The organism is Streptoverticillium olivoreticuli subsp. olivoreticuli (assembly GCF_003391135.1).
GTDB lineage: Bacteria > Actinomycetota > Actinomycetes > Streptomycetales > Streptomycetaceae > Streptomyces > Streptomyces blastmyceticus.
The window spans coordinates 875,914-894,082 of record NZ_CP031455.1; the positions used below are offsets into that span (position 1 = coordinate 875,914).

The 18,169-nt window shown below is 70.2% G+C and carries 14 protein-coding genes and 1 pseudogene; 6 read left to right on the forward strand and 9 right to left on the reverse strand.

Annotation, left to right across the window (positions count from 1 at the left end; all coding sequences use genetic code 11):
- Positions 1-53: 53 nt before the first annotated feature.
- Positions 54-1,424, reverse strand: coding sequence for an aminopeptidase P family protein (locus tag DXZ73_RS03850; RefSeq protein ID WP_240351145.1), 1,371 nt, complete (start codon positions 1,422-1,424; stop codon positions 54-56).
- Between the two features lie 213 nt (positions 1,425-1,637).
- Between DXZ73_RS03850 and DXZ73_RS03855 the strand changes: the two genes are divergently transcribed.
- Positions 1,638-3,983: a collagenase gene (locus DXZ73_RS03855; RefSeq protein WP_240351147.1), complete on the forward strand. Its 2,346-nt coding sequence runs from the start codon at positions 1,638-1,640 to the stop codon at positions 3,981-3,983.
- A gap of 65 nt (positions 3,984-4,048) precedes the next feature.
- On the opposite strand, the gene DXZ73_RS03860 is transcribed toward DXZ73_RS03855, so the two are convergent.
- Positions 4,049-4,504, reverse strand: a complete 456-nt coding sequence (locus DXZ73_RS03860) for an Lrp/AsnC family transcriptional regulator (RefSeq protein WP_116209627.1) — start codon at positions 4,502-4,504, stop codon at positions 4,049-4,051.
- Positions 4,505-4,718: 214 nt separating this feature from the next.
- Here DXZ73_RS03860 and DXZ73_RS03865 point away from each other — a divergent pair, with 214 nt between their 5' ends.
- From DXZ73_RS03865 to DXZ73_RS03875, 3 genes are read left to right on the forward strand one after another with little or no spacing between them, the layout of a single operon-like run.
- Positions 4,719-5,726, forward strand: a complete 1,008-nt coding sequence (locus tag DXZ73_RS03865) for an asparaginase (protein WP_116209628.1) — start codon at positions 4,719-4,721, stop codon at positions 5,724-5,726.
- 43 nt (positions 5,727-5,769) lie between these two features.
- Positions 5,770-7,224, forward strand: coding sequence for an aspartate ammonia-lyase (locus DXZ73_RS03870; RefSeq protein WP_116209629.1), 1,455 nt, complete (start codon positions 5,770-5,772; stop codon positions 7,222-7,224).
- A 58-nt stretch (positions 7,225-7,282) separates the two neighbouring features.
- Positions 7,283-8,698: an NAD-dependent malic enzyme gene (locus tag DXZ73_RS03875; RefSeq protein ID WP_116209630.1), complete on the forward strand. Its 1,416-nt coding sequence runs from the start codon at positions 7,283-7,285 to the stop codon at positions 8,696-8,698.
- A gap of 182 nt (positions 8,699-8,880) precedes the next feature.
- Here the strand turns inward: DXZ73_RS03875 and DXZ73_RS03880 are convergent, their stop codons facing one another.
- Positions 8,881-10,086 (reverse strand): SUKH-4 family immunity protein, encoded by a 1,206-nt coding sequence (locus DXZ73_RS03880; RefSeq protein WP_116209631.1) that lies wholly within the window; start codon positions 10,084-10,086, stop codon positions 8,881-8,883.
- Positions 10,087-10,206: 120 nt separating this feature from the next.
- On the opposite strand from DXZ73_RS03880, the gene DXZ73_RS03885 reads away from it, so the two are divergent.
- Positions 10,207-10,716 carry an O-acetyl-ADP-ribose deacetylase gene (locus tag DXZ73_RS03885; RefSeq protein WP_116209632.1) on the forward strand — a complete coding sequence of 170 codons (510 nt, stop codon included), beginning with the start codon at positions 10,207-10,209 and terminating at the stop codon, positions 10,714-10,716.
- Positions 10,717-11,237: 521 nt separating this feature from the next.
- On the opposite strand, the pseudogene DXZ73_RS03890 reads toward DXZ73_RS03885, so the two are convergent.
- From DXZ73_RS03890 to DXZ73_RS03910, 5 genes and pseudogenes are all read right to left on the reverse strand, one after another.
- Positions 11,238-11,438 (reverse strand): annotated as a pseudogene (locus DXZ73_RS03890) (glycosyl transferase); the annotation flags it as partial.
- A gap of 178 nt (positions 11,439-11,616) precedes the next feature.
- Positions 11,617-13,218 (reverse strand): FAD-dependent monooxygenase, encoded by a 1,602-nt coding sequence (locus DXZ73_RS03895; protein WP_205519097.1) that lies wholly within the window; start codon positions 13,216-13,218, stop codon positions 11,617-11,619.
- Between the two features lie 150 nt (positions 13,219-13,368).
- The gene (locus DXZ73_RS03900) at positions 13,369-13,965 is read right to left on the reverse strand and encodes a dihydrofolate reductase family protein (RefSeq protein WP_116209633.1); all 597 of its coding nucleotides are present in this window, start codon (positions 13,963-13,965) and stop codon (positions 13,369-13,371) included.
- 36 nt (positions 13,966-14,001) lie between these two features.
- Positions 14,002-14,991 (reverse strand): GNAT family N-acetyltransferase, encoded by a 990-nt coding sequence (locus DXZ73_RS03905; protein ID WP_240351149.1) that lies wholly within the window; start codon positions 14,989-14,991, stop codon positions 14,002-14,004.
- A 515-nt stretch (positions 14,992-15,506) separates the two neighbouring features.
- The gene (locus tag DXZ73_RS03910) at positions 15,507-16,976 is read right to left on the reverse strand and encodes an MFS transporter (protein ID WP_116215397.1); all 1,470 of its coding nucleotides are present in this window, start codon (positions 16,974-16,976) and stop codon (positions 15,507-15,509) included.
- A gap of 146 nt (positions 16,977-17,122) precedes the next feature.
- On the opposite strand from DXZ73_RS03910, the gene DXZ73_RS03915 reads away from it, so the two are divergent.
- The gene (locus tag DXZ73_RS03915; protein ID WP_116209634.1) at positions 17,123-17,689 is read left to right on the forward strand and encodes a TetR/AcrR family transcriptional regulator; all 567 of its coding nucleotides are present in this window, start codon (positions 17,123-17,125) and stop codon (positions 17,687-17,689) included.
- 100 nt (positions 17,690-17,789) lie between these two features.
- On the opposite strand, the gene DXZ73_RS03920 is transcribed toward DXZ73_RS03915, so the two are convergent.
- Complete coding sequence (locus DXZ73_RS03920; protein ID WP_116209635.1) at positions 17,790-18,014, reverse strand: Tn3 family transposase; 225 nt, start codon at positions 18,012-18,014, stop codon at positions 17,790-17,792.
- Positions 18,015-18,169 lie beyond the last annotated feature (155 nt).

Below are 18,169 nucleotides of genomic sequence, written 5' to 3' on the forward strand. Positions count from 1 at the left end.
TTGCACTGAGCCTGCCAAGAGCTGGTCCAGACTTGGCGGCCGCCAACTTCCGCTTACCCGGCGAGGAGTTCACCCATCCACGCCTCGATCGCGTCGGGTGTGCGCGGCAGCGCCCCCGACAGCAGGCGTGCCCCGTCGGCGGTGATGACCAGGTCGTCCTCGATCCGCACGCCGATGCCGCGGAGTTCGGCCGGCAGCGTCTCGTCGTCGGGCTGGAGGTAGAGCCCGGGCTCCACGGTGAGCACCTGCCCCTCCTCCAGGACGCCGTCGAGGTAGGCGTCCGCCCGCGCCTGCGCGCAGTCGTGCACGTCGAGGCCGAGCATGTGGCCGCTGCTGCACAGGGTGTACCGGCGATGGAGGTCGCCCTCGGCGCTCCTCAGGACGCCCCATTCGGCGAGCCCCTCGGCGATGACCCGCATGCCGGCCCGGTGGAAGTCGCGGAAGCTCGCCCCCGGTTCGAGCGCGGCCATGCCCGCGTCCTGGGCGGCGAGGACGAGTTCGTAGACCTGCCGCTGGACGGGTGAGAAGCGGCCCGACAGCGGGAGGGTGCGGGTGATGTCGGCGGTGTAGAGGGTGTCCGTCTCCACTCCGGCGTCCAGCAGGAGGAGTTCGCGGGCGTCCAGGCGGCCTTCGTTGCGTATCCAGTGCAGGACGCACGCGTGCGCCCCGGAGGCGGCGATGGTCTCGTAGCCGGTGCCGTTGCCCTCCGCACGGGCGCGCAGGCCGAAGACGCCCTCGATCCAGCGCTCGCCGCGCGGGTGGGCCAGGGCACGTGGCAGCGCCCGTACGACGTCCTCGAAGCCGACGGTCGTGTGGTCCACGGCCAGCTGCAGCTGACCGACCTCCCAGGCGTCCTTGACCAGCCGCAACTCGCTCAGGACGGTGGCGAGTTCGGCGTCGCGGGAAGCGTCGCGGCCGGGCGGCAGCTGACCACGGGTGTCGATGGGCGCGCAGCGGATGCCGGTCATGCGCTCGGCCTCGGCGAGGTCCGGGCGCCGGCCGACCCAGAACTCGCCGTAGCGGCGGTCCCGGTAGAACTCCTCACCGGTGCGCGGCGAGCGCGGCCGGACGTACAGCACCGCCTCGTGCCGGTGCGGGCCGTCCGGCTCCAGGACCAGCACGTGACCGGCCTGCTCCTCGCCGGTCAGCCCGGTCAGCCACACGTAGGCGCTGTGGGGGCGGAAGCGGTGATCGCAGTCGTTGGAGCGGACCTTGAGCTCGCCCGCGGGCACGATCAGGCGTTCGCCGGGGAAGCGCGCGGACAGCTTCGCCCGGCGCGCGGCGGCGAGGTCGGCCACCGGCAGCCGGAGGTCGCCGGACAGCGCCGTCGCGGCCCAGCCGTCCGCCATGAACGCCTCGAACTCCGCTGAAACCGGCAGGTCATGACTTACCGTCCGGATCTCGGCAACTGCGGCCTCTTCCACGGGGCTTCCTCCTCGGACACAGGTGGATAACGGTGTGACTGACGCCTTGTCAGTGCAATTTCACATTACTACGTTACACATCACATGGCGCGGAACAGTCCCCCACGGACCGCTCGCCGGACGGCAGTTGAAGCATCGCTCGCGCCACCGTTTCCACACGCACGCCGTCTCCATGTGCGCATCACCCCACACCTCCCACACAGGAGTTCATCGGTGTATCGCTCCAGAACCCTGCGCGGATCCCTGCGCGCGTCCCTGCTCACCACCGCCATAGCGACGGCGCTCTGCGCCACCGCCGTGCAGCCCGCTCACGCGGACTCCCCCTCGTCCCCCGGACCCGCCGCCGTACGTCCGGACACCCCCACACCGAACCCCTTCGACGAGGTCACCCGGCTCGCGAAGGCCCCGCGGCCCGCGATCGAGTCCCCCACCGCGCCCGGCGGCCTGACCGGCGGGCGCGTGCCCGGCCCGCGTACGGACAAGCCGAAGGCCACGAAGGGCTCGGCCCCGCACGCCACGCTCGGCGACACCGCCGTTCCGTGCACGCTCGACGGCATCACGCGGCTCGCCCCCGAGCAGCTCGCCGACTTCCTCGCCGACCCGGCCGTCACCGCCGACGGCTGTCTGCGCACCGTCCTGTGGACCTGGGACCAGCGGCTGGTCCCGGTCATGTCGAGGGCGCACGTCCAGGCCGTCTCCCGGCGGATCGAGCGCCTGGCCGCCGCGCACGACGGGAAGAACGGCGGCCACCTGCTGGAGATGTTCACCTACCTCCACGCGGTGGCCTACCACGACTTCTCGCACGGCGAGATCGACATCACCGACCCGGCGACCGTCGAGGCCATGCGCCACGCGATCAGCTCCTTCGGCACGGCCGCCCGCACCTTCGATGCCACCCGCGCCAACGCCGAGACACTGCGCGAGGCCCTCATCGCAGCGAGCGCCCCGGGCCTGCGCCAGTATCAACTGCCGCTGGTCGAGCGTGTCCTCGCGACCATGGACGCCGCGCACCCGGCGACGGCGAAGGACGTCTCGTGGGGCGGTGCCGCATTCGCCGCGCTGTCCCTGAACTACCTCGGCGTCTACTCCGGCAACCACGACGCCGCCTTCCGCGACGCCGTCACCGCCGACTCCGCCTACCGGGCCGCCTTCAAGGCCTTCGCCGGCTACACCCACCTCAAGGGCACGGCCAACGCCTGGGTGGTCCGCGACGCGCTCGGCGAGTACGGGCGGATCGGCCAGATCGACGCGTTGAAGAGCGAGATCACCGCCGGCCTCGGCGGGCTGCTGACCACCACGGCCCGCGACTTCGGCGAGGGCAGCGAGCCGTGGGCGAAGGTCGTCACCTGGCTCAACGAGTTCGGTGCCTGTCAGCAGTACGGGGTGTGCAAGGCGGACATCGAGCGCCGCCTCTTCCCGCACACCTACACATACGACAACGGCGGGATCAAGGTCCGCACCGCGCTGGACCGGGCCACAGTCGACCAGCTCTACTACGCGAGCAAGCAGGTCAAGGCGCAGTTCCACCGCGTACTCGGCACCGAACAGCCGCTGGCGGACGACACCAACACCACGCTGAACATCGTGCTGTACGCCTCGCGCTCGGACTACGAGATCTACCACCCGCTGCTGACGGGCATGGGCACCAATAACGGCGGCATCTACATCGAGAACGGCGCCACCTTCTACACCTACCAGCGCCGCGTCCCGCAGGACTCCACACTCACGCTGGAGGAGCTGTTCCGCCACGAGTACACCCACTACCTCAACGGCCGCTGGGCGGTGCCCGGACTCTTCGGCGAGGGCCCCTGGTACCAGGGCGACCGGACCACCGCGATGGACGAGGGAACGGCGGAGTTCTTCGACGGCGCCACCCGCGAGGACGGCATCAAGGTCCGCAAGTCGCTGGTGCAGAGCATCATCAACGACACGGCGGACGGCAAGCCGCGCATGAGCATCGACCAGCTGCTGCACGCGCAGTACGAAAGGGACGGCTTCCGCTTCTACTCCTACGCGGGCACGTTCTTCGAGTTCCTCTGGGCCGAACACCCCTCGCTGCTGCGCGAGATGTACGGCTACGAGCGGGCGAACGACCCGGCCGGCTTCGACGCCTGGCGCGACCGCCTCGGCCGGGACGCGGGCCTGCAGCGCGCGTACGACGCCTTCCTCGACAAGCAGATCGCCAAGGTCCAGGACCTGTATGTGCCCAGCACCGCCTTCACACCGGTGAACCGGCTCCAGGACGCCTCGGCCTCCGCGGTCCGCTCGTCGTTCGCCGCCGCGACCGGCGCGACGCCCGACTGCAAGGCCGGAGGGTCGCCCGACCGTCCGCGGTTCGTCTGCACGGGCCGGATCACCGCGAACCTGAGCAGCCCCGGCAACTCCGACCTGGTCTTCAAGGACATGTCCGGGACGGTCGACTACTTCATCCTCGACCGCGCGAAGGCGGGTTCCAACAACCTCGCCGACATGAACTGCACCTTCGGCAAGGTCGACATCTGGTCCGGCCGTCCCGCGGGGACGGCGGACTTCAGCTGCGAGGGGCCGCTGCGCGGCTGACGCCACCGGCCGGTCCTTCCCGGGCTTCGTGCCCGTCCCGCGGGACGGGCACGAAGCCCGGGCACTCAGTCGTCGACCGGCAGGCCCCGCGGCTCCTTGATCCGTTTCATGATGATCTGCGAGTTGACCTCGGTGATGCCGGTCAGTGTGGTGAGGCGCTCGATCCACAGCCGCTCGTAGGCGGTGATGTCGGCGACCGCGATGCGCAGCAGACAGCCGGGGCTGCCGAAGAGGCGGTACGCCTCGATGACGTCGGGGATGTCCTGGAGCGCCGCCTCGAAGGCCTCGACCGCCTCCCGGTCGCGTTTGACCTCGATGGAGACCAGGACCTCGAAGCTCCTGCCGACGGCTTCGGGGTCGATGATCGCCCGGTAGCCCTGGATGACGCCGTCCTGTTCGAGCTGGCGGACACGGCGCATGCACGGTGAGGACGTGAGGCCGACCCGCTGGGCCAGCTCCTGGATGGTCAGCCGGCCGTCGTCCTGGAGCTCGCGCAAGATATTTCTGTCGATCTGATCCACGGCGCAATTATCCACCACGCTGTGGCGCTCAGCGCGCCCGATCTGGCGACCCGATTGCGCGCGATTCGTCCTATGGTTGCTCCCGCCCCGACCGCCGCAGGAACCGGCGTACGAGGGCATGCCTCGGACCGCAGCAACAACGGGCCGGAGGCACCCAGCCGTGCGACACGTTGCCGCGCACGGCAGTGATCATCTGGCAGAGGAGCGCGCAGACGTGGGACAGATCGTCGTCATCAGCACGGGCGGGACGATCGCCAGCCGCTGGCAGGGGTCGGGGTTCGCCGCGGAGGCCCGGGGCACGGACGTCATGGCCACGGCCGTCCTGCCCGAGGGCGTGTCCGTGCGGGTCGTCGACCTGATGAGCGTGAACAGCGCCCGGCTCACCACCGCACACCAGCTGGCGCTCCTGCGCACCGTGCGCGAGGTGCTGGCCGATCCCGGTGTGGACGGCATCGTCGTCACGCACGGCACGGACACGCTGGAGGAGTCCGCCTTCCTCCTCGACCTCCATCACGACGACCCCCGGCCGGTGGTCTTCACCGGCGCCCAGCGCCCGCTCGAAGCGCCGGACGGTGACGGGCCGCGCAACCTCCACGACGCGCTGCTGACCGCGGCTTCGGTGCGTGACCTCGGCGTCCTGGTGGTCTTCGACGGGCAGGTGCACGCCGCACGCGGCACGGTGAAGGTGCAGACGCTGGCCGCCGACGCGTTCGCCGACCCCTCCGGCAGCCGGGTCGCGGACGTGGGAGCCGACGGAGTCGTCATCCACCGCCGCCCCGAACGCCCGGCGCCGCTCCCCCTGCCGTCGTCCGCCGAACCGCTGCCCCGGGTCGACATCGTCATGCACCACTGCGACGCGGACCCGCTGTTCCTCGACACCGCCGTCGAGGCGGGCGCCCAGGGCATCGTCCTGGTGGCCACGGGAGCGGGAAACGCCACCCCCGAGATCAGCACCGCCGTCGAAGCCGCGGTCTCCCGCGGTGTGCTCGTCGCCGTGACCACACGTGTGCCCACCGGGCCGGTCGCGGAGATCTACACCCACGGCGGCGCGGTGGACCTCGCCGCCGCCGGAGCGGTCCTGACCGGCACCCTGCGCGCCAGCCAGGCCCGGATCGCCGTGCTCGCGGCGGCCCTCGCCTCCACCGACCCGGCCGAACGCGCCCGAATACTGCGCCACGTGCTCGGCAGCCCTGTGGCCGCCGCGCCGGGCGCACGGGCCTGACGTCCTCTCCTTCTCCCTCTCCCCCGCACCTGATCGGATTCCCATGTCGGCACCCGTTCCCGCCCCCGCCCACGACCACCCGCCGGTCCGTACCGAGCACGACCTGCTCGGTGACCGGGACGTCCCCGCGGTCGCGTACTACGGCGTGCACACCCTGCGGGCCGTGGAGAACTTCCCCGTCACCGGGACCCCGATCGCCGCCTATCCCGACCTCGTCATCGCCCTGGCCTCCGTCAAGCAGGCCGCCGCCCAGGCCAACCACGACCTGGGGCTGCTGGACGGCCGCAAGGCGGACGCCATCGTGCGGGCCTGCGAAGAGATCCGTGCCGGGCGGCTCCACGACCAGTTCGTCGTCGACGTCATCCAGGGCGGCGCGGGCACTTCCACCAACATGAACGCCAACGAGGTCGTCGCCAACCGGGCGCTGGAACTCCTCGGCCACGACAAGGGCGACTACCGGCACCTGCACCCGCTGGAGGACGTCAACGCCGGGCAGAGCACCAACGACGTCTACCCCACCGCCGTCGGCCTCTCCCTGCAGCTCGCCGCCGGCCGTCTGCTGGAGGCCATGGAGGTGCTGCGGCAGGCGTTCGCGGCCAAGGCGGAGGAGTTCGCGGACGTCCTCAAGATGGGCCGCACCCAGCTCCAGGACGCGGTGCCCATGACGCTGGGCCAGGAGTTCGCGACGTACGCCGTCATGCTGGCCGAGGACCGGGCACGCCTGGACGAGGCCTGCGTGCTGCTGCGCGAGATCAACCTCGGCGGCACCGCCATCGGCACCGGCCTCAACAGCCACCCGAGGTACGCCGAGGTGGCCTGCGCCCACCTGGGCAGGATCACCGGCATCCCGCTCACCGTCGCCGGAGACCTCGTCGAGGCCACCCAGGACGTGGGCGCGTTCGTCCAGCTCTCCGGCGTGCTCAAGCGGATCGCCGTCAAGCTCTCCAAGACCTGCAACGACCTGCGCCTGCTCTCGTGCGGGCCCCGCGCCGGCCTCGCCGAGATCAACCTGCCGCCCGTGCAGGCGGGTTCGAGCATCATGCCCGGCAAGGTGAACCCGGTGATCCCCGAGGTGGTCAACCAGATCGCCTTCGAGGTCATCGGCAACGACGTGACCGTCACCTTCGCCGCCGAGGCCGGCCAGCTCCAGCTCAACGCCTTCGAGCCGGTCATCGCGCACAGCCTGCTCAAGAGCCTCACGCATCTGCGGGCAGGCTGCCTGACCCTCGCCGAGCGGTGCGTCAGCGGCATCACCGCCAATCGCGATCATCTGGCCCAGCTCGTCGGAGAGTCCATCGGCCTGGCCACCGCGCTCAACCCGCACATCGGCTACGAGCAGGCCACCGCCGTCGCCCAGGAGGCGCTGACCACGGGCGCCTCGGTGCAGGACCTCGTCCTGGCCAAGGGCCTGCTCACCCCGGAGCGGCTCCGGCAGGTCCTCCACCCGGACAGCCTCGCCCGCCCGCACGCCCCGGCGACGGTCACGAACGGCTCCTGACGGAGCCCCCATTCAGCAGCAGATCCAGCACCGCACACCAGAAAGAAGAAGCACCCCGATGGCAACGGCGCCAAGCGTCTCGTACTCGATGACGGTCCGGCTGGAGGTCCCCGCGAGCGGGACCGCGGTCAGCCAGCTCACCACGGCCGTGGAGTCCTCCGGCGGATCGGTGACCGGCCTCGACGTCACCGCCTCCGGCCACGAGAAGCTGCGGATCGACGTGACCGTCGCCGCGACCTCCACCGACCACGCCGACGAGATCGTGGAGAAACTCCGCGGCATCGAAGGCGTCGTCCTCGGCAAGGTCTCCGACCGCACCTTCCTGATGCACCTCGGCGGCAAGATCGAGATGGCGTCCAAGCACCCCATCCGCAACCGCGACGACCTCTCCATGATCTACACCCCCGGCGTCGCCCGCGTCTGCATGGCCATCGCCGAGAACCCCGAGGACGCCCGCCGCCTGACCATCAAGCGCAACAGCGTCGCCGTGGTCACCGACGGCTCCGCCGTCCTGGGCCTGGGCAACATCGGCCCCAAGGCCGCCCTGCCCGTCATGGAGGGCAAGGCCGCCCTCTTCAAGCGCTTCGCCGGCATCGACGCCTGGCCCATCTGCCTCGACACCCAGGACTCCGACGCCATCGTCGAGATCGTCAAGGCCATCGCCCCCGGCTTCGCCGGCATCAACCTCGAGGACATCTCCGCCCCCCGCTGCTTCGAGATCGAAGCCCGCCTGCGCGAAGCCCTCGACATCCCCGTCTTCCACGACGACCAGCACGGCACCGCCATCGTCGTCCTCGCCGCCCTCACCAACGCCCTGCGCGTGGTCGACAAGGCCATCGGCGACGTACGCGTCGTCATGTCCGGCGCGGGCGCCGCCGGCACCGCCATCCTCAAGCTCCTCATCGCCGCCGGCGTCAAGCACGCCGTCGTCGCCGACATCCACGGCGTCGTCCACGCCGGCCGCGAGGACCTCGTCGCCGCGAGCCCCGAATCCGCGCTGCGCTGGATCGCGGACAACACCAACCCCGACGGCATCACGGGCACCCTCAAGGAAGCCGTGGCCGGCGCCGACGTCTTCATCGGCGTCTCCGCCCCCAACGTCCTGACCGGCCAGGACGTGGCCGGCATGGCCGACGGCGCGATCGTCTTCGCACTCGCCAACCCCGACCCCGAGGTCGACCCCGCCATCGCCCGCCAGTCCGCCGCCGTGGTCGCCACCGGCCGCTCGGACTTCCCCAACCAGATCAACAACGTCCTGGTCTTCCCCGGCGTCTTCCGCGGCCTGCTCGACGCACAGTCCCGCACCGTCAACACCGAAATGATGCTCGCCGCCGCCGGAGCCCTCGCCGACGTCGTCGCCGAAGACGAACTCAACGCCAACTACATCATCCCCAGCGTCTTCCATGCGGGAGCCACGGAGGCGGTGGCCTCGGCGGTGAAGCGGGCCTCGCTGGCGCTCCGCGCGGCGGAGTGAGTTCCGGTCCGGCTTCCGGAAGTTGAGCCGTGGTCGGTTCTGCTGGTGGGTCGGGGGGTGTGCCCGCGGCGCGGTCCGCGGGCACACCGGGCCCGGTCTCATGGCTCATGGCTCATGGCTCATGGCTCATGGCTCATGGCTCATGGCCGGATCGGTGTACGTGCGGGCCGGGCGCGCAACCCTCAGGCGAGCAGACCTCCGGTGTGCCCGTCCTCGGCGAGCGACCGCCAGGAGTGCTCGGGAGTGTCGAAAGCCTGCGGATCGACAGCCTCCACCATCGCGTCGACACAGCTGTGCAGCAACGCCTGAGGGTCGAACACCTGCCACGCCTCCCGGTCGCCGCTGCCGCCGCGCTCCCACCGGTACCACTCGGCCCGCATCCGCTCATAGGTCCACAGCGCGTAGAGCAGCGCCGAAAGGTCGCGGTTGAGGTAGGCGTCGGGTTCGCCGTCGTCGTACCAGTCCGGGAGCTCCAGTCGGCCGGTGGCGCCGTCGAGGGCTATCACGAGGTCATGGGGCCACCAGCCGATGGCGAAGAAGTCACGCTGGTACGCGCGGTCGGCGGGGACGGCGTCCGCTCCGGGCGACACCTCGTCGGCGAAAGTCTCGGGGTGCGCCTCCCCCATAGTGAGAAGCGGTTCTTCGCAGGCACCGAAGATCTCACCGTCGAGCGGAAGCCCGAGCTCGGTGAGCAGCCGCCGGGTCGGCCCGTGCGTGAGCCCGGCCGGAAGCTCCTCGGTCCGGAAGCGCCGCACCCGACCCTCTCCGGCGAGCACCGCCAGGTCCTCGATCAGCTCCGACCCGAACGCGTAGGCCAGTCCGCCCGGCTCCCCCGGCCGGGCACCCCAACACAGCGAACGAACCAGCAGCGACGTGCCCCAGTGCGCGACGGGCGTGCCGGGTTCGAACAGCCCCGGGTCGACGGCCCGCATGCGCCGTTCGGCCGCCTCGACCACCTCGGCGACGACCGCCGGCCCGTACCGCCCGTCGTACGCGGTGTCGTCCCGCCCCGCCGACAGCGATTCCATCTCCCGTATCAGCCCGGCAAGGGCGGAGAGGCCGGTCGCGAGCACATCACGGCGGAGCTCCCCCGCCTCACGGCGAGCGAGATACACCTCGCCCGTCACACCGTCGAGGACCACGGCAGTGCCGCAGTAGTCGGTCTCTCCGATGACGAACAGCCGTCTGTCGTCGTCGAAGGCCTTGAGCTCACCGTCCTCCCACAGCACGGTGAAGTCGAGGTCCGCGGCGCTGCCCGGCAGCCCCTCGTCCACGAGGAAACGCCGGCTGGGCCCGTGCCTCAACTCGTCCGGCAGCGCCGCCGGGGCGACCCGGCACACCTCACCGTCCCCTGCCGCCACGCCGTGCTGACTGTCCGTCGCATCCATGCCTACGTCCGTTGCTCTCCGTCATGCTGATCGTTGTGGCGCCGACCTTAGCGGGAGGCACTGACATCCAGCTCTGGAGAGCCGCTCCGCCTGCGAACGCGAGTCGGCGAAGATGGCTTCATGACCACCATCACCTTCGTGCGGGGCGACATCACGCAACAGCACGTGGATGCCATCGTCAACGCGGCGAACTCCTCCCTCCTCGGCGGCGGGGGCGTGGACGGCGCCATCCACCGCGCGGGCGGCCCCGAGATCCTCAGCGCGTGCCGCGACCTGCGCGCCTCCCACTACGGCAAGGGCCTCCCCACCGGCCAAGCCGTCGCCACGACCGCGGGCCGCCTGCCGGCCCGATGGGTCATCCACACGGTGGGCCCGGTATGGTCCGCGACCGAGGACCGCTCGGAGCTCCACGCCTCCTGCTACCGCGAATCCCTTCGGGTGGCGGACGAGCTGGGAGCCAAGACGGTCGCATTTCCAGCGATCTCCACCGGCATCTACCGCTGGCCTCTGGAGGACGCGGCCCGCATCGCCGTCGAGGCGGTCCGCACCACGGACACGACCGTGGAAGAGATCCGCTTCGTCCTCTTCGACGAGGCCGCCTACGAGGCCTTCACCGCGCAGGCGCACTGATACCGAGCGGAAGGCCGGTGGAAGCATTCACCCATGACTGCTCACGCGGCCAGCGCTAGCTCCTGAGTCCCCCCAGGGAGAGGGAACCTGGTCACCTCCCCTTCATGGGTCATCAGCTCAGCAGACCACGTATCGGGGTCCATGACGACCGAGACCGTGCCAGGCCCTGGCCTGGCATGAGAACCGTCGAACCTCATCTCGCCCAGCTGTACCCGAACGGGGAAGTCCTCGCCGTACTCGAAGCGCAAGCCCCGCGTACCGGCATGGACCTTCACCCCCCAGGCCCTACGCCCATTGCATCGAATACGCGCAGTCCTGCTCCGAGTCCGGGCCGTACCATCCCCACCCTTGACCCAGAACAGGCCATGAGGAGCCACCGCCTCCCCCGGGCCATCGCAGAACAGAAAGCCCCGTACTGGCGAAACCCGCCGAGGCCCCTGTGTCTTTTTGACCAGGTTCACGACCTCCTGCAGCTGAAGCCACTCAGCCTCCGTGAGCACAGGCTCTCCGAGCACCACCGGCGCGCGGGGTGCGCCCTCGGCCCGGGCGGCGGCCTGCAACTGCTTGGGCCGGTCGACGCGTTCCGGATCCGCGACCAGGTCATTCAGCGCCGCGCGAAGGGGCTCGGCAATGGCGTCAGCGGTGTCCACACGGCGGGCGACGCCGAGCTCCACGAGCCGGTCGGCGTTCATGAGCTGCTCGGCTCCCTGCGGCACGGCGAGACTCCGGCGTACCTGCTCCGAAGCCGTTGCGTAATCCGGCCAGCGTGACCACGACCGTCCCCGGCCGCCGAGGCGGCCGGTTCCGTCTTGTCTGCCGTGACTCGTCCGATCCACCTGGCCCGGGAGCCCGAGGCCGAGCCCCGGGCCAGGCTGTCACATCACAGACTTACACGATCTTTCAGACACGCTCCAGGGGTGTGCCGAACCAGCAGGCGAGTGCTTCTCGCAGCGCGGGCACGGCGGTGTCGGCGGGTTCGTCGACGGCCGCGGCCCAGGCGATGTGGGCGTCCGGGCGGATCAGGAGGATGTCGGCCGGTGGGTGATCGGTCTTCGCGGTGTGGATGTCGACGCGGTGCTGCCAGCCCCGGGCGGCCTCGCGAAGGTACGGGCGGTCGGCGAGGTCGAGGAGGATGGGCCGTGCGGGGCGCATAAGTTCTGCGACGCTGGTGACTCCTTGGTCGGTGTGCAGGGTGAGGTCGGGTACAAAGGCGCCGGTCAAGGCATGGGACTCGGGTCCGGGCACCGGATAGCGGATGTCATTGTGGGCGACAAGGGCTCCCATGCGGCGCAATGCCGGCTCGTCGGCGAGCAGTTCCTGGAAGACCTGCCGAAGCGCTTCGTCGGCCGCGTCGTGTCCGCGCCGCAGTGCCGCCTGGGCCCGGGTCTGCAGCAGTGCACGTGCGCCGGCGAATTGGCGTTCGTCGTGATAGGTGTCCAGCAGGTCTGTCGGCGCCCAGCCGTGGATGTCCGCGCCCAGCTTCCAGGCAAGATTGACCGTGTCGAGCATGCCGACATTGAGCGCGGTACCGGTGGCGGGGAACAGGTGGGCCGCATCGCCGGCCAGCAGGATCCGCCCGTCGCGGTACCGGTCGGCCTGCCGGTCCTTGAAGGTGAAGCGCGACAGCCGAATCGGCTCTCCCAAGGGGATATCCCCGCCGAGTACCCGGCGAATGCTGGCGCCGAGCTCAGCCAGGGCCATCGGCTCGTCATCGTCGTATTCGGCGGACTCGTCTTCAGTGGTCATGAGGGACAGAACCCCGTCGGTGACCGCGAACGCGAACACGCCGCGGTCTGTTCGCGTGAAACCCGCATGGATCGTGCCCAGCCCGGGGACGGCGATGTCGCCGTTGTCGTGCACGGTCAGCGAATCGGGCACGGTGACCACGGCGAGCCGGTTGACCTCCGGGTACGTGGTGCCGGGGAACGGGATGCCGGCCAGGTCGCGGACTCGGCTGCGCGCGCCGTCGCAGCCCACCAGGTATCGGGCGGTCACCCGGCACGGCCCATCCGGCCCGTGCACCTCCGCGGTCACGGTGGCATCGTCCTGGCCCACCCCGACCACCTCGTGCCCGCGGCGGATGTCGGCGCCGAGTTCGCGGGCGCGTTCTCCGAGGAGTCGCTCGATTTCTGCTTGTGAGATCGGCATCGCCCGCATCGGAGGATCTGCAAGCCGTGTGAGGTCCAGATGCAGACTGCCGAACGGGAATCGGGGAGCGATGTTGGGGTCACTGCTGGCTGCTTCGAACCGGTCCAGAATGCCGCGGTACCGCAGCAGGTCCAGGATCCGCCCGCCGATACCGCTGGCCTTCGGTGTGTCCCGGGGCTGCGGATGCCTCTCCAGCACCAGCGGCCGCACCCCGGCCAGCCGCAACTCACCGGCCAGCATCAAGCCGGCCGGCCCTGCGCCCACGATGATCACGTCGGCGTCCGTCACCGGCCCCTCCTCGCGCGACCTTTCGCCGCGTTCCAACTCGTCCCGGTCGTCGATGTCAACACGCACTTCGTTTCTCCCATTTCCGCAGGTTCTGGCCTTAGCTGGGGATCTTGCGGCACGACCCGGGTCGTGCCGCAAGTCCCAGGCGCGCTGCGCCCGTGTGGCGCTCCGAGCGCGCCCGCGCCCGGCCTCCACAAGCGCCGCCCGCCCGCTCACTCAGCTGCTGACGCGCGTGTAGGTGAGGAACATCGCGCCGCTCTTGAGAACGGTGTGGTCTGCGAGTGTCCAGGTGCGCGGGTCGAAGACGGCCTTGTGGGAGAACAGCGGGAGCCCGTCGCCGATGGTCAGCGGGCCGACCTTGAGGATCAGCGTGTCGATCTCGGCGTACAGAGAGCCCGCGAGCTCGGCGCCGCCGAGGAGCCAGATGTCCTTGCCGTCCTGCTGCTTGAGCTCGCGCACGGTCGCCATCGGGTCGTCGGCGACCAGTTCGACGGCCGGGTCCGGGGCCTCGGTCAGGGTCCTGGAGAACACCAGGTGACGCAGGTGGGGGTAGGCGTCGGTGATGCCGGCCGCGAGACCGATCTCGTAGCTGCGCCGCCCTTCGAGCACAGTGTCGAAGTGCGTGCCCTCCGCCGTGACGGACAGGGCCTGCCGGGCCTGGACGGGCAGCGTCTCCGGGTACTGGGCCACGAGGTGCTGTATGTAGTCCTCCGTTATGGGCCAGAAGCCGTTCGGACCGGTGGGGTCACTGCCGTCCGGGCCCGCGATGAAGCCGTCGAGAGTGGTGGCTATGTAATAGGTCAGCTTGCGCATGGGCTGTCGATTCTGTGAGGAGGATGAGGTTGCGGGTCAGGCTGCGGGCACGTCGAGCTGGAATTCGCGTGTGCGCCGGTAGGAGCGGAAGCCCAGTCGGTGGTTGACCGCCAGCATGTGGACGTTGTCGTCGGCGTTGTCCGTCTCGATCTCGACAACGCCCGGGTGTTCGGCTCGCAGGCGGCGCACCATGGCGGCCTTGACCCACAACCCCAGGCCGTGGCCGCGGTGTTCGGGCACGACCGCCGTGTCGTACTGCTGGGCGCGCGACGGCGCGCCATGGGGCAGGACGATCTCGGTGTAGCCGGCCATGGTGCCGTCGTCGTGGACGGCGGCGACGGTCAGCAGGGTGTCTCCGCGGTCGGCGACCACGGTGGCCATGGCGCGGACGCGGTCTGCGTCCCATGCCACGCTGCCGTAGTCCAGGTCTCCGACGGGCATGTCGTTCATCGCGTTCTTGGCTGTGGCGAAGGCGTCGGCGAGTCCGTCGGGAACCGCTCCGGTCCATCCGGTCAGCCGGTAGCCGGGGTGCTCGGCATCGGCGGTCTGGAGCAGGTCGGCCTGCCCCATCTCGTCGAGGCGCAGCGTGAGGTGATTCAACGTCAGTGCGCGGCGGAAGCCCCACCGTGCGCTGAAGGCTTCGCCCGGACCGTCGGCCGCGGCTGTGGCGATCAGGCTGCGCCGGTTCTCGGTGCGGCAGGCTGCCACGGCCGCCGACAGCAGGAGGGAGCCGGTTCCCAGGCGGCGGTGTGCGGGGGCGACGTGGAGTTCCAGTTCGGCCAGGTGATGCTGGCCCGGGGAGGTGAACACCCGCAGGCCGGCGACTGCGACCGGGACGCCGTCCGCACCGGTGGCCAGCCAGGCCAACCGACGGCTGTCCAGAGCGGGCTGGGTGAGCTGGGCGTGGATCTGCCCTGGCGCAGGCGGCGGCACTCCGGGCAGGTCGTGGGCCGTCGAGGCCGCGACGACCTGGTGCCACGCGGCGGCCTCGGCGACCGAAGCACGCTGGAGTGGACTGACTTGCACTGATGTGGGCAAAGTGATGGCTTTCGTGGTCGGGTCGGTCGTAATTCGCGATGGCGTGAGGGCGTGCTCTCGTCGGTCGAAGCACCGCGGCGGAGGGGGCTTGGAGGGGGCTGGGGCAACCCGGTTCAGGCGATCCAGCTCTGACCGTGTCATCGCGTTCGCGTTCTTTCGGTCGGTGTGGCGCACGAGCGGCCAGTCGATGTCGACACGGGCAGCCGTGGCAAGGCAGTCGGTGAACACGTTGAGAGCGACATGTGCGATGACCTCGACGATCTGCCCGTCGGACAGGCCGGCACACCGGGCCGCGGCCAGCTGTTCGTCGGCAACGGTTCCGCGGTCACGGACCATCACGGCGGCCAGATCCAGGACAGCGGCGGCCCAGGGGTCATCAGTCTCACCTCGGCGCGCGGGTGGCATCGGCCGCACTCAGCCCGGCCGACTTGGTCCCGCGGAACGCATGCACGGACAGGCAGTAGTCGGCCCCGTTCTCCTGCGCCACCAGATCGGTGTCGCCGTCAACGGCTGTTCGCGGATGTCTCTTTCGAGGTGGTGACCGCACCTGGATCGGTGGAACGTTGCGGCGCCGCGGAGCCTTCTGCGGGCTTGGACCTCGCCAGCCACAGGCCGGTGAACACGGCGGTGGCCAAAGTGACGGTGCCGGCAGCGAGGAAGGCGCTGTTGAGGCCGGTCTCGAAGGAGGCGCCGCCGGACTGCCGGGTGCGGACGATGGCTCCGAGTACCGCCACGCCGAGCACCGCGCCGATCTGCCGGGTGGTGCTGATGATGCCTGATGCGAGGCCGCCTTCCTGCGGGCTGACTGCTTGGATGGCGGCTCCCGTCAGTGGGGACAGGGTCAAGGCGAAGCCGATGCCGACGGCTCCCAGCCGCCACCACACGTTCCCGTAGCCGGTGTCGGCGTGCACCATACCGAGCGCCAGCAGTCCCAGGCCGGCCAGGGCCAGGCCGGTGGTAACCACGATTCGGAAGCCGTACCGGGCGGCGAGCCGGCCCGCGTACGGGCTGACGATCACCATGGCGAGGGATAGCGGCAGGGTCTGCAGGCCGGCGCGCAGGATCGAGCTGCCCTGGACGTACACGAAGAACTGGGAGAAGAAGAACGACGAACCCATGAGCGCGAACCCCACCACGACCATGGCGGTGTTGGACACAGTGAACAGGCGCTGCCGGAACAGCCTCAGCGGCAGCATCGGAGCGGAACGACGCGCTTCGACAGCGGCGAAAGCGGCGAGGAGGATCACCGCGGCGGTGAAGCTGCCCAGGATCACCGGCGATGTCCAGCCGCGGGCACCACCCTCGATCAGACCGTAGGTCAGCGCCCCCACCCCCAGAACGGACAGCACCGTCCCCGGGATGTCGATCGCGGGGGCGCTCGGATTGCGGGTCTCTTCAAGGCTGCGCAGACCGACCAGCAGAAGGACCACGCCGATGGGCAGATTGACCAGGAAGATGGCGGGCCAGCCGAAGGCATCTGTCAGCACGCCGCCGGCCACGGGGCCTGCGGCCAGACCGATTCCGCTGAATCCGGCCCACAGCCCGATCGCCTTGATTCGTTCTTGCGGCACGGGATAGGCGGCGGCGAGCAGGGCGAGCGAGGCAGGGCTCAGCGCCGCGGCCCCGATGCCCTGCAGCGCCCGGCCGGCGACCAGCCAGCCGACCGAGGGCGCGAGGCTGCACAGCACCGACGCGGCGGTGAACACCGCCACGCCGGTCAGATACACCCGCTTGCGGCCGAACCGGTCGGCGAAGACGCCGCCGGACAGCAGCAGCATGGCGACCAGCAGTACGTACGCGTCGACGATCCATTGCAGACCGGTCAGCTGCGTGTGCAGCCGGTGCTGCATGTCGGGCAGCGCTGCTCCGACAATCGTGTTGTCGAGCAGGATCATGAATTGGCCCAGGCAGGTCACCGTGAGCAGCACGGCCAGGTTTGGTCGACTGCCTGCGGTCGCACGTGATGCAGCGATGGGGATTCCTCTCAATCGTTAGTTGCGCCTCTCCACGGCCGACGTGGTCAGCCTCTGGGCGCTCTAAAGCAGTCGGTGGCTGCGTTAGGAGACTGTAAGGAGGGTTGCACCACAAACGCAAGTCACGACTGCATTAAGATGGGGGCATGAACGAACGACAGCGAGCCCGGCGGCCCGGCGGGCGCAGCGCCCGCGTCGGCGCGGAGGTGCACCAGGCCGTCACCGAACTGATCAGCGAGCGCGGCTACGGCAACTTCACCGTCGGCGAGGTCGCAGCCCGCGCGGGCGTAGCCGACAGCACCATCTACCGCCGGTGGGGCAGCCTGGAAACCCTGCTCACCGACGTGGCGCTCACCCGCCTCAACGCACAGTCGCCGATGCCCGACACCGGGAGCCTGGCCGGCGACCTGCGCACTTACGCGGCCAACGTGGCCCGCGAGATCACCGGACCCGACGGTCTGATGGTGGTGCGCCTGGCCGTCGCCCTGTCGAGCAATGGTCAGCAGGGCCTGCAGGCGGGTGACGACCTCCGCGCCGAACGCACCCGGCAACTGCAGGTCATGCTCGATCGCGCCCGCGAACGTGGCGAGCAGGCACCCGACGCGTTCGGCGTGCTGGACCACATCCTGGCCCCGATGTATATCCGTGTCTTGTTCGGCATGGTCCCGCTCACCCCGGACTACGTCGACGGGCTGGTCGACCGATTGCTGTGACCTCAACCCGATCCCCGGGATCAGCCCTCGGACGCGGTGCCAAGGCTCCGTGCCCGCCGACACCCACCCGGCCGGCTCAGGCATCCGGCCCTTGGCCGGCTCACGCGGCCTGGCTAAATCCGTCGGTCGGCGGGCCGTCGCCGCGGATCGGGGTGAAGTCGACGTCCAGGTGCGGGGCGTAGGCGTCGGATTCGTCGGCGAACTCGCGGGTGGAGTATTCGCCGAAGCGGCGGATGTGCTCGGTCAGGTACGGCGAGACCTGCGCCAGGTCCTCCGGGTCGACCTTCTCTCCTTCGTCCTGCAACTGGCGGACGATCTCGGCGATATCGGGGTGCCGGTAAGAACGCTGTCACCAGCCGCAAACAACGAGTGTCACGTGCGGCGACGCGCGGCGGGTTCGCGTTCCGAGACGTGACGGGCGACCGCGTCGACTCCGGGACGGGCGTATCGCTCCAGGGAACGGACCGAGGAGTGGCGGGA